A 12315-nucleotide genomic window follows, 5' to 3' on the forward strand; every position below is an offset into this window, starting at 1 on the left:
ATCCTATTTCTGTTATCGGCATTCTCCTGTTTTGGATAGACGATCAAATTTAAATGTTTAGACCTCCCTGTTTTGGGGCATTTTTATATAGACGGTTTTTGATAAAATAGGAGGGTGTTAATCATGAGTACAGTTTTACAAGCAAAGGAACGGAAGGAATTGCGCCACTCAGCACTAAAACAAATTAGAACGGGTGGAAATATACCAGCCATCATTTATGGGTCAAAAGTTGATAGTAAGCCAGTGTATGTTAGTGCGGCGGACTTAACAAAAACAATTCGTCAAGTGGGCAGAAATGGAGTCATCTCCTTGGATGTTGATGGGAGCAAGCAAGATGTAATCTTAACCGATTATCAAGAGAATATGATTAAAAGAGAAATCATTCATGTGGATTTCTTAGCAGTCGATAAATCCTCGAAGATTAATGTAGATGTAAGACTTGTTTTAGCTGGGGATGCAGCAGGTGTAAAAGATGGCGGTGTCTTACAGCAACCGCTCCATCAATTATCGATTACGTCGACACCGGATAATATCCCACCACAAATTGAGGTCGATGTGACGAATCTGCAGGTAGGTGAAACGCTAACCGTTGCAGACATTCTCAATCAAGGATCTACTTTCCAAATTAACCATGAAAATGATGAAGTGATCGCTTCCATTCTTCCTCCGCAACAAGAAGAAGAAATTAATGCAGGAGAACAGCAAGATGGCGGACATCCTGATAATGAAGAAGGCCGAGAGACCACTCCAGAATAAAAAGACCTGTATCTTAGGCTAGACAATCTTCACTGTTCACTGTTAAATTAAAGAGTAGCAACAAGGCGTAATCTTTACAAGGTTACGTCTTTTACCTCATTACACTCTCATGGGAGAATAAAGATGTTTCGAAAAATATTTAAAAGGTTGGCTAAAACGGATTGGTGGGACCCAGAATGAAATTAATAGTTGGTTTAGGTAATCCTGGAAAACAATACGAACATACAAGACATAATATTGGATTCGAAGTCATTGATGCACTATCAAGTACTTTTTCAATTCCACTTAACCAGTCAAAATTTAAAGGATTGTATGGAATGGGCTTTTATAATGGCGAAAAGGTCATTTTGTTAAAGCCGCTAACCTATATGAATCTATCCGGGGAATCAATCAGAGCTGTCATCGATTATTATGAAGTTGCTGAAGAAGATCTCCTTGTAATCTATGATGATCTTGACTTGCCTGTCGGAAAGATTAGACTAAGGCAAAAAGGGAGCCCGGGCGGACATAACGGAATTAAGTCAACCGTTGCTCATCTTGGTACACAGGTGTTTAATCGAATTAGAATTGGGATTGATCGCCCTCAAGCAGGAATGAGCGTCCCTGACTATGTCCTTGGCCGTTTTCGCCCAGAAGAAAAGGGGCCAATGGAAGAGGCTGTCAAAAAAAGTGCAGAAGCTTGCTCAGCGTGGCTTGAAAAGCCTTTCTTGCAGGTCATGAATGAATTTAATCAGTCGTGATGATTCATGAATTAACTATTTGTTTCATACAATAAAAGCAATAAAAAGATACGATGGGTCGTGATGATAGCGGTTTCTAATTGAATAAGTTCCTCCCAAAAGGTTCATACTATGAAGGAATCCTAGATTAGGGAGGGACAGGCGTGGCCATCCATTACCATTGTCGTCATTGTGGTACGAACCTTGGGTCGATTGAAAAAGCATCCATACACAGCGAAGCACTCGGTCTTCATAAATTATCTGATCAAGAAAGACTGGAAATGGTTGCGTATGACTCATCTGGCGATATTCACATCACAGCCATTTGTGAAGACTGTCAAGAAGCTTTAGAACGAACACCAGATTACCACCAATACGATTTCCTTATTCATTAACCAGCTTTGGAGCTCCGTCCAAAGCGTTTTTCTATTTATAATTTACTAATATAAGAATGAAAATCATATGATTTTTGATGGAAGAAGGAGGGAGGAGAAATCTTGAATGCTTTAACATCGTTATTCCTCAAGCAGGAAGATGTCCATTCCGTGATTGCTGGAGTGGAAGAGGGCCTAAAGGAACAGCTGATTGCTGGGTTATCAGGATCGTCTAGAACCGTGTTAGCCGCATCTATTTACGAACAAATGCAAAGGCCGATCATGCTCGTCACACATAATCTACTACAAGCACAAAAACTTTATGATGATATTGTCAATCTATTAAGCGAAAAGGAAGTTTTTCTTTTTCCTGCGAATGAGTTAATTGCTGCCGAAATGAGTATTGCCAGTCCTGAATTAAAGGCACAAAGAATAGAAGCCTTGAATTACTGGAGTAAACATAAAAAGGGAATATTAATTGTTCCTGTTGCAGGGTTAAAGAAAATTGTCCCACCTAAGTCAATCTGGGAGAAATACCAGCTCTCATTAAAATTAGGAGAAGATATAAATATTGACCAAACCTTAAACACATTTATCAAAATGGGGTATGTTCGAGCAGAAATGGTAACAACACCAGGGGAATTTAGTGTAAGAGGCGGGATTATTGATATTTATCCGCTAACGGAGTCAAATCCGCTCCGAATTGAATTATTCGATACAGAAATCGACTCGATTCGTTCCTTCTCTTTAGAAGACCAACGTTCGAAGGAAAAGGTTTCAGAGATTCAGATTGGACCTGCAACAGAGGTAGTACTGGAAGCAGAGAATTATAGCCAAATTGTTGAGAAGCTTGAAGCAGGGTTAGGGAATAGCCTTCGAAAGCTGAAGGATGATAAGGCCAAAATGCAACTGTCACAGAATATCAGTTTTGAATTAGAGCAATTAAAAAATGGACAGAAGCCTGACCAAGTATTTAAATACCTATCACTAGCGTACGATCGTGCTAGTAGTCTACTAGACTACCTGCCAAGAAATGGACTTGTATTTGTTGATGAAATAAGCCGAGTTCAAGAAATGAATGATTCATTAGTAAAAGAAGAGGCAGAATGGTATACAAGTTTACTTGGCACTGGTCAGATTATCCATGATTTACATATTTCCCATGACCTAACTGTACTTTTGCATAAAAAGGAATGGCCAATCGTTTATATGTCCTTATTTTTGCGGCATGTGGCAAATACCAGCCCGCAAAATATTATTAATATATCCTGCAAGCAAATGCAAAACTTCCACGGTCAGATGCATTTGTTAAAAGCAGAGGTGGACCGTTGGAAAAAAAGCAATTATTCTATTTTATTTTTAGGACCTGATGAAGAACGGGTTAAAAAGCTAGAGCGTGTCCTCGAGGATTATGAGATCAGTGCGAGTGTAATCAAAAGCGGACAACAGCTGATGCCTGGTAAAGTTCAAATTATGCATGGGAATCTGCAAACAGGTTTTGAACTGTCCATTCAGAAAATAGCGGTGATTACTGAGGAAGAACTATTTAATAAACGTGTCAAAAAATCTACTAATCGCCAAAAACTATCAAATGCTGAAAGAATTAAAAGTTACTCTGAGCTAAAAATCGGTGATCTTGTAGTTCACGTCAATCATGGAATCGGTAAATATCTAGGGATTGAAACGCTTGTCATTAACGGAATTCATAAGGATTATCTCCATATCCGTTATCAAGGAACAGACAAACTATATGTCCCTGTCGAACAGATTGACCTAGTCATGAAGTATGTTGGTTCGGAAGGCAAAGAGCCAAAGATCTATAAGCTGGGCGGAACGGATTGGAAAAAGGTCAAGAAGAAGGTTCAATCTTCTGTTCAAGATATTGCTGACGATCTAATTAAATTATATGCAGAGCGGGAAGCAGCGGTTGGCTATGCCTATTCACCTGATGGAGATTTGCAGAAAGATTTTGAAACGTCTTTTGCTTACCAAGAAACTGATGATCAATTGCGCTCTATTCATGAGATTAAAAAAGACATGGAAAGACCGCGTCCGATGGATCGTCTTCTTTGCGGGGATGTTGGCTATGGAAAAACAGAGGTAGCCATTCGTGCCGCCTTCAAGGCCATCGCTGACGGCAAGCAGGTAGCTTTTCTGGTTCCAACTACCATCTTGGCCCAGCAGCATCATGAAACATTACGGGAAAGGTTTCAGGATTATCCCATTAATATTGGCCTGTTAAACCGTTTCCGTTCGAAAAAACAACAAACAGAAACAATTAAAGGATTAAAGGCAGGGACGATCGATATTGTCGTAGGAACACACCGCCTGCTATCCAAAGATATTGTATACCGTGATTTAGGCCTGTTGATAATTGATGAAGAGCAACGTTTTGGAGTGACCCATAAGGAAAAGATCAAGAAACTAAAAACAAATGTTGATGTCTTAACCTTAACGGCAACGCCAATCCCTCGAACGCTGCATATGTCTATGCTTGGTGTCAGAGATTTATCGGTCATCGAGACGCCGCCTGAAAACCGATTCCCTGTCCAAACGTATGTAATGGAATATAATGGATCATTGGTGCGGGAAGCGATCGAAAGGGAACTAGCCCGAGACGGACAAGTTTATTATTTATATAACAGGGTGGAAGATATTGAGCGAAAAGCGGAAGAGATATCGATGCTTGTGCCGGATGCACGCGTGGTATGTGCTCATGGTCAGATGACAGAAAATGAATTAGAAACGGTGATGATCGGCTTTTTAGCGGGTGAATATGATGTTCTTGTCAGTACCACCATCATTGAAACCGGTGTGGACATACCGAATGTAAATACCTTAATCGTTTATGATGCGGATCGAATGGGGCTGTCTCAGCTTTATCAGCTCCGCGGCCGCGTCGGTCGTTCAAATCGTGTCGCCTATGCCTATTTCACTTATCGAAAAGATAAAGTCTTAACGGAGGTCGCAGAAAAGCGTCTTCAAGCTATTAAGGAATTTACCGAGTTAGGTTCTGGTTTTAAAATTGCCATGCGTGATTTATCGATCAGGGGAGCGGGTAATTTATTAGGTGCCCAACAGCATGGCTTTATTGACTCTGTTGGTTTTGACCTTTATTCCCAGATGTTAAAAGAGGCGATTGAAGAGCGAAAGGTAAGCATCGGCGTACCTGGAACAGCTGTAAAGAAATCAGTCGAAATTGACCTTGAAATAGATGCTTATATTCCTGATACATATATTAAGGATGGGCATCAAAAGATAGAGATGTATAAACGGTTCAGGGGTGCTGAGTCTCTCGATGATATTGAGGAACTTGAATCAGAAATGCTCGACCGTTTTGGGGAGTATCCGGAAGAGGTTGCCTCTTTATTTCAGATTGCTGAAATGAAAGTTTATGCTCTATTAAATGGCGTGGACCAAATTAAACAATCGAAACAAGAAGTAACCATTTTAATAAATGAAGAGGTGACCAACACCATTGATGGAAGTAAGATTTTCCAAATTGGAAGTCAGTTTGGGCGAAATGTTTCTCCAGGAATGGAAGGTCCTCGACTGAAAATTGTTATTAAAATCAAGGATTATTCTGTTTCAGAATGGTTGAATATTACCTTTGAAATGGTTAAGGGTGTATCCAAAGCCAAAAAGGGTCATGAAAATCCCGTGAATTAAGAGGAATTGACCAACACAGAGTTACTCTAACCAAGTTAATCCGTTTGAGCGAATCATTCCAAAGAAATGAAGCATTATCCAATTTGGGATAATTCTAAGATATTTGAAAAAAAATTACGTTTATGTATATAACTTTCCAGATGAAAGATACTAAGTTCAAAGTTGGTGATGATTGGCAAGAAAGGCGGAAGCGACCGGTTAGCGACGTATGGACTAGACCGCTCCGAACAAGATAAAGGAAACACGAATCGCGCTTTTTGCGAGTCGATGTTGACTTGTCGTAGGGAGGAGAGGGATAGTACACTAGTCGCTGGGAGCTGGAGCTAGACAATTATCTAATTTGAAAAAGCTAGTCTATTTCTTACCTCTCAAGGATCATTACCAAGTTGAATAATCATCAGATGAAAGTGAGGCAACATTGGATGAAAGCAACTGGAATAGTTCGTCGAATCGATGATTTGGGTCGTGTTGTCATTCCCAAAGAAATACGCAGAACTTTGCGTATACGCGAAGGGGATCCGTTAGAGATCTTTGTGGATCGAGACGGAGAAGTCATCTTGAAAAAATATTCACCTATTAGTGAATTGGGTGATTTTGCCAAAGAATATGCTGAAGCGCTTTTTGATAGCCTTGGAAACCCTGTATTAATTTGTGATAGAGACTCTGTTATCGCAATGGCCGGCGGTTCTAAGAAGGAATACTTAAATAAAAATATTAGTGATGTCATTGAAAAGTCCATGGAAGAGCGAAATTCAATCTTGAATACGCAAAAGGGCGATATTGCCTTAGTGGATGGAAATGAGGAAGCAGTAACTTCCTATACGATTGGACCTATTATTGCAAATGGTGACCCAATCGGAGCAGTCATTATTTTTTCTAAAGAAGGAACTCTTGGCGAGGTTGAACAAAAGGCGGTTGAAACCGCAGCTGGGTTCCTCGCTCGACAAATGGAATCATAAAAAAGGCAGCGACAGCTGTCTTTTTTATTTAGCTTAAAAACGGCTGTGCGTGTGCTATAATAACCTTCGAGTTTGTATTATAATGTCTAGCTCCAGCGCCCAGCGGCTAGTGTACTTCGCCCTTTTCCTGTCGATAAGTCAAGCACGGATGCGCTCCGCTCTCCGTGTTTCCTTTATCTCAGTCAAAGTGCTCCAGTCCATACGCCGCTAAACGGGCGCTTGCGCTTTTCTTTTTAGTAGGTGAATGAATGAAGTCTGTGAATCAGTCTAGGGCTCTGTTTAGGGGGGCTTTTATTTTAATGCTGGCGGCACTGGTTACAAAAATTTTAAGTGCCTTTTACCGAATTCCTTTTCAAAATATTGTCGGTGATATCGGTTTTTACATATACCAACAGGTGTACCCGTTTTATGGAATGGCCATCGTCCTGTCGACGACGGGCTTTCCGGTGGTTATTTCTAAGCTGTATGCGGAGCAGAAACTAAAAGGTGACGATATCAAATCTCGTCTCTTGTTATTTTTCTCCTTTATTTATTTGCAATTATTTGGTTTTCTTTGTTTCTTGGTTCTTTATTTTGGGGCGGGCAGCATCGCGGTTTGGATGGATGACCCGCACCTAGCGATTCTTTTACGGGTTGTCTCGATCGTGTTTTTGATGTTTCCACTGATATCAATCCTACGCGGGTATTACCAAGGCAGCGGCAACATGGTTCCTACCGCCTTATCCCAGGTGGGTGAACAATCAACCAGGGTGGTAACGATCCTCTTTCTAGCATATCTTTTTATGGAAAAGGGCTATTCACAGTATCTTGTTGGCGGAGGGGCCATGTTTGGCTCGATTACAGGCAGTATGGTCTCAGGAATCATCTTGTTTATGTTTTTGTGGATTCGTAAAGAATGGAAGGTAATAGCACCCAGTCCAGGTATGTTTCGAAACTATACTGGCGAGGCCAAAAAGATCCTAAAGGCACTGATCTTCCAAGGTCTAACGATTTGTATCAGCGGGATGCTGATGATTTTTATCCAGTTAGGGGATTCGTTAAGTCTCTTCTCCCTGCTTGTCTCAAGTGGTGTGGAAAAAGACATGGCCAAGGGCCTTAAGGGGATATTTGATCGGGGGCAGCCGCTTATTCAATTAGGTACCATTGCTGCGACCTCGATGTCATTAACACTGGTTCCTTTAATTACAAGAGAGCGTTTATCAGCCAAACCGGAATTTTTGCAACACAAAATTCAAGTAGCTCTTAAGGTAAGTGTGATCATTGGTGTCGGGGCATCGGCAGGACTATGGGCAATTATTGAACCAACCAATACGATGCTGTTTGAAAATAACGCAGGATCTGAGGTCATTGGTGTGCTTGGCTTTATGATTCTATTTACATCGATTACATCAACGATTATTGCCATTATGCAAGGGCTTGGTGTCATGCTTTTTCCTGCCCTCGCGGCAGCCCTTGCCTTTCCAGTAAAATATATACTAAATGGTGTGTTCGTTCCCTTATATGGAACAATGGGGGCAGCCATTTCTTCACTGCTTTCACTATTTCTCGTCACAGTTCTGTTATTCGTTCAATTTAAAAAGATCACCAGGATTTCGCTATTTTCTCTGCGCTTTTCGTGGACGGTGGTCATGGCGACAGTAACTATGGTTGCCTTTTTAAAAGTTTATTTATATTTATGGGGCACAGATGATGTTGGACGAATCGAGTCCGTCTTTCAATCGCTAAGTTCCGCTATATTAGGTGGATTCCTCTTCTTATTGGTGATGATTCGGGGGAGAGTGTTTCTTGAAGAAGAACTATCATTATTTCCATTTGGAAGTAAATTAATAAAATTAATGGCACGAAAGGATAGGAATAAATGGTGAAAAAGATTGAGATTCTTGGTTTAGGTGCAGGGGATTTAGCGCAGCTTCCCGTTGGAGTGTATAAGAAATTAATGAATGCAGGAGAGGTATTTTTACGGACGAAGGAGCACCCTGTCGTCGCTGAGTTAGAGAAAGAAGGATTTACTTATCTTTCGTTTGATGCGATTTATGAAAAACATGATCAATTTGAGGATGTGTATGAAGAAATTGCTCAGACACTATTAGATAAGGCCGGCCGCGAGGCGGTGGTTTATGCGGTCCCCGGACACCCGCTAGTGGCGGAGCAGACCGTACAGCTCCTTTTAGAGTATGGTCCAAAGCAAGAGATTGAGATTACGATTGGCGGCGGTCAAAGTTTTATTGACGCCTTATTTACGTCGTTAAAAATTGACCCCATTGATGGATTCCAATTGCTTGATGGGACATCACTAAGCAAAGAGCAGCTGCAGATTGAACAACATATGATCATTGGCCAAGTTTACGATCAATTTGTTGCTTCGAACGTGAAACTAACGTTAATGGAAAAGTTACCTGATGATTATTTGGTGTATATTGTAACGGCCGCAGGAAGCAGCGCTGAGATTATCGAGAAAGTACCTTTGTATGAGTTGGATCGAAATGTATCAATCAACAATTTAACGTCCGTTTATATCCCTCCAGTTAAAGAAGAACAAATTCTTTTGAAGAATTTTTCAAAACTCAGGGAAATTATTGCCGAACTCAGGAGTCCGACGGGCTGTCCATGGGACCGGGAGCAAACACATGAATCCTTAAAGAAATACTTAATTGAAGAAACCTTTGAAGTGATTGATGCAATAAATAGTGGAGATATTGATCATTTAATTGAGGAACTTGGCGATGTACTGCTGCAGGTCATGCTCCATGCACAAATTGGTGAGGATGATGGTTATTTTTCGATAGATGACATTATTGAGGGATTATCAGCAAAAATGATTCGACGCCATCCCCATGTGTTCGGAAATGTTGAGGCAGAGAATGCGGATGAAGTCGTTCGAAATTGGCAGGAGATTAAGAGACAGGAAAAGGGGGAAGAAGCACCCAACTCATTACTTGAGGGGGTGTCATTGGCCTTACCCAATCTGTTAAGAGCCTATGAACTGCAAAAGAAAGCAGCCAAGGTTGGCTTTGATTGGCAGGAAATTACCCCTGCTTTGGAGAAAGTGAAAGAAGAACTCGAAGAATTTGTGCAGGAACTTGATGGAACGGAAGAAGGGATGAAACGTGCGAAAGGGGAATTCGGTGATTTATTATTTGCGTTTGTAAATGTCGCCAGATTCTTAAAGATTCATCCGGAAGAAGCTTTGTTTGAAACCAATGAGAAGTTTACACGCCGGTTTCAGTTTGTCGAAGAAAGGGTAAAGGAAAGCAGCAGGACATTTGAGGAACATACACTTGAACAACTTGACAAATATTGGGATGAGGCAAAAGTTAAGGGATTATAAAAGAGGAGGACAACTACATGCGTCTTGATAAATTTTTGAAAGTATCTCGTTTAATTAAAAGAAGGACCTTAGCAAAAGAAGTATCGGATCAGGGACGAATTGAAATTAATGGGAAAGAGGCTAAGGCCAGCTCAACGGTAAAAGTCGGCGATGAATTAACCATTCGTTTAGGGCAGAGGAAGGTAACAGCGAGGATTGACCGAATTCAAGATACCACACGCAAGGAAGATGCAGCAGAAATGTATACTATCATCAATGAAGAAAGAATTGGCTCCACCGAATCGCCCTTTTAGTAACCGGGTTCTAATTTTTTCATCCCTCACATAAATATGTATCAAAAAGGTTGTACAAAGATTGTGAGGGATGTTAATGAGCCAATTTTATGAGAATAATCCATCAAAGAGCACCGTTCCAGAACATGATGTCATCATGAGGGGCAGAAGGCTGCTTGATATTACTGGGGTTAAACAAGTTGAAAGTTTTGATAATGAGGAGTTTTTACTCGAGACCACCATGGGGTTTTTAGCTATCAAAGGGCAGAACCTGCAAATGAAAAACTTAGATGTAGAAAAGGGGCTTGTTTCGATCAAGGGGAAGATCTTTGATCTAGTTTATCTTGATGAACAGCACGGGGAGAAAGCTAAAGGATTCTTTAGTAAGTTATTCCGATGAGCCTCTCGACTCAATTTTTCACCCTGCTTTCGATGATTGGAATGGGCACCTTGTTTGGTGCCATGTTCGATACTTATCAACGGTTTTTAAAACGGCCGAAACGAAAGCAATGGATAGTCTTTTTTAATGATTTACTCTTTTGGATTATCCAAGCAGTGATTATTTTCTATACCCTATTTTTAGTCAATAATGGCGAGCTTAGATTTTATATCTTCCTCGCTCTTATTTGTGGATTTGCTGCTTACCAGAGTCTATTTAAAGGGATCTATCTTCGCTTGCTCGAATTTGTGATAAAATCTGTGATTGCGATCAGCCGCTTCTTAAAAAAGACCTTTCAGCTATTGATCTATAAACCAATTGTTGGTCTTGTTCAGTTTATTATCATCATTATCATTGCGATTGGCAGGGGCCTTTTCACCCTTGTAAAATTTATTGGTAAGGTTTTATTATTAATAGTCAAAATTATTGTCGTTCCGATGCAAAAAATCCTGTTGCTCTTTTGGAAACTTTTGCCGAAAAGTATTAAAAAATCCGTCGAGAAGTTATATAATAAAACGGCAGGAAATTTTCAGAGAATCAGGAATTATATTACTAAGTTTATAGATAGATGGAAAAAACGAAATGAGTAAGGCGGTGAGGGAAATGGGAGCAGAACAAAAGAGTAGTGTATCAAAGATTCAGACAACCTTTGTAAAGCAGCAAGAATATGCAGAAATTGCTTCAGCTAGGAAAAAGAAGTTATTAGCAAGAAGGCTGACAATGTTTCTGGTATTTGCGAGCATTCTCTCTTACTTGATGATTTCCAGTAACATTTCCCAAACGGCAAAGCTCAATGCTAAGATTGCACAGAAGAAGCAGCTGGATCATGAGTTAAGGCAATTAAAAGGGCAGCAAGATATTCTAAATGAAAATATTATTAAATTAAATGATGATGATTATATTGCAAAGTTGGCAAGAAAAGAGTACTTTTTCTCCAGTAAAGGTGAAATCATTTTTAATATTCCAGATGAAAAGAAGGGTAAATGAACCATTTTATAGTCATATTGACACTGATTTTTTTCTTTTTGTATAATATAGAGTAAGATTGATTTTTTATCCCGCATCAACGGGCAGTAAGACCCACACTTCAAGACTTTGATGGGACAAAAAGGATTGGTGGGGGTCAACTGCCCATAAATGCCCGATTGGTTCAACTAACAATCAGTGGGAGATGGAAAAACCCCCCACTGATTGAAGTTTCACTTTATACTTTTAAGGAGGAACATTCTTTTTATGTCAATTGAAGTAGGCAGCAAGTTACAAGGAAAGGTAACCGGGATTACTAATTTTGGAGCGTTTGTGGAGCTGCCGGAGGGCTCAACAGGACTCGTACACATCAGTGAGGTCGCAGACAATTATGTGAAAGATATTAATGACCATTTGAAGGTTGGCGACCAAGTAGAGGTAAAAGTCATTAATGTTGAGAAGGATGGGAAGATTGGGCTGTCGATTAAAAAGGCAAAGGATCGCCCTGAGTCACAGCAAAGATCCCACTCAAACTCACACTCACAACGACCTCGTCAGGGTAGAAACAACGATCGTAATAATTTTAAGCCGGAAAATTTTGAAACCAAAATGGCCAAATTTTTAAAAGATAGTGAAGATCGTTTATCTTCCTTAAAAAGGAACACAGAGTCCAAACGTGGAGGAAGAGGAGCTAAGCGGGGGTAACTTGCTGCTAAACTTTTAATAGGATAAAGAGTGGATTCACTTCATATCTATAGGTAAAGACAGGTCGAAAATGACCTGTCTTTTTTGTACTTTAAATGGAAAATAGGTGTCAGGCACCATGTGAATTT

General features: G+C 40.2%; 12 protein-coding genes. All 12 read left to right on the forward strand.

What is annotated here, in order from left to right:
• Positions 1 to 123 precede the first annotated feature (123 nt).
• The 12 genes from AC4QJR_RS00290 to AC4QJR_RS00345 all read left to right on the forward strand — a co-directional run bounded on the left by AC4QJR_RS00290 (position 124) and on the right by AC4QJR_RS00345 (position 12187).
• Positions 124 to 756: a 50S ribosomal protein L25/general stress protein Ctc gene (locus AC4QJR_RS00290; protein WP_496524956.1), complete on the forward strand. Its 633-nt coding sequence runs from the start codon at positions 124 to 126 to the stop codon at positions 754 to 756.
• Positions 757 to 932: 176 nt separating this feature from the next.
• Positions 933 to 1496, forward strand: coding sequence for an aminoacyl-tRNA hydrolase (gene pth / locus AC4QJR_RS00295; protein ID WP_496524957.1), 564 nt, complete (start codon positions 933 to 935; stop codon positions 1494 to 1496).
• A 143-nt stretch (positions 1497 to 1639) separates the two neighbouring features.
• Entirely contained in the window at positions 1640 to 1870 is a 231-nt protein-coding gene (gene fin, locus AC4QJR_RS00300; RefSeq protein WP_098576765.1) for an anti-sigma-F factor Fin, read from the forward strand.
• Positions 1871 to 1972: 102 nt separating this feature from the next.
• Positions 1973 to 5518: a transcription-repair coupling factor gene (gene mfd, locus AC4QJR_RS00305; RefSeq protein ID WP_496524958.1), complete on the forward strand. Its 3546-nt coding sequence runs from the start codon at positions 1973 to 1975 to the stop codon at positions 5516 to 5518.
• 422 nt (positions 5519 to 5940) lie between these two features.
• Complete coding sequence (gene spoVT, locus AC4QJR_RS00310) at positions 5941 to 6477, forward strand: stage V sporulation protein T (protein ID WP_098576767.1); 537 nt, start codon at positions 5941 to 5943, stop codon at positions 6475 to 6477.
• Positions 6478 to 6725: 248 nt separating this feature from the next.
• A complete protein-coding gene (locus tag AC4QJR_RS00315) occupies positions 6726 to 8342 on the forward strand; it encodes a putative polysaccharide biosynthesis protein (RefSeq protein ID WP_496524959.1) in 1617 nt (538 codons plus the stop codon).
• On the forward strand, positions 8336 to 9805 hold the full coding sequence (gene yabN, locus AC4QJR_RS00320) for a bifunctional methyltransferase/pyrophosphohydrolase YabN (RefSeq protein ID WP_496524960.1): 1470 nt from the start codon (positions 8336 to 8338) through the stop codon (positions 9803 to 9805). The genes AC4QJR_RS00315 and yabN overlap by 7 nt, the downstream gene beginning before the upstream one ends.
• Before the next feature lie 17 nt (positions 9806 to 9822).
• Positions 9823 to 10098, forward strand: coding sequence for an RNA-binding S4 domain-containing protein (locus AC4QJR_RS00325; protein ID WP_098576770.1), 276 nt, complete (start codon positions 9823 to 9825; stop codon positions 10096 to 10098).
• 76 nt (positions 10099 to 10174) lie between these two features.
• Complete coding sequence (yabP, locus tag AC4QJR_RS00330; RefSeq protein ID WP_098576771.1) at positions 10175 to 10477, forward strand: sporulation protein YabP; 303 nt, start codon at positions 10175 to 10177, stop codon at positions 10475 to 10477.
• On the forward strand, positions 10474 to 11106 hold the full coding sequence (gene yabQ / locus AC4QJR_RS00335) for a spore cortex biosynthesis protein YabQ (protein ID WP_098576772.1): 633 nt from the start codon (positions 10474 to 10476) through the stop codon (positions 11104 to 11106). The genes yabP and yabQ overlap by 4 nt, the downstream gene beginning before the upstream one ends.
• Positions 11099 to 11503 carry an FtsB family cell division protein gene (locus AC4QJR_RS00340; protein WP_496524961.1) on the forward strand — a complete coding sequence of 135 codons (405 nt, stop codon included), beginning with the start codon at positions 11099 to 11101 and terminating at the stop codon, positions 11501 to 11503. Before yabQ ends, AC4QJR_RS00340 begins: the two co-directional genes overlap by 8 nt.
• A 246-nt stretch (positions 11504 to 11749) precedes the next feature.
• Positions 11750 to 12187, forward strand: a complete 438-nt coding sequence (locus tag AC4QJR_RS00345) for a S1 domain-containing RNA-binding protein (protein WP_098576773.1) — start codon at positions 11750 to 11752, stop codon at positions 12185 to 12187.
• The last annotated feature ends 128 nt before the right edge of the window (positions 12188 to 12315 follow it).

It is taken from the genome of Neobacillus sp. BP17, from assembly GCF_059579525.1.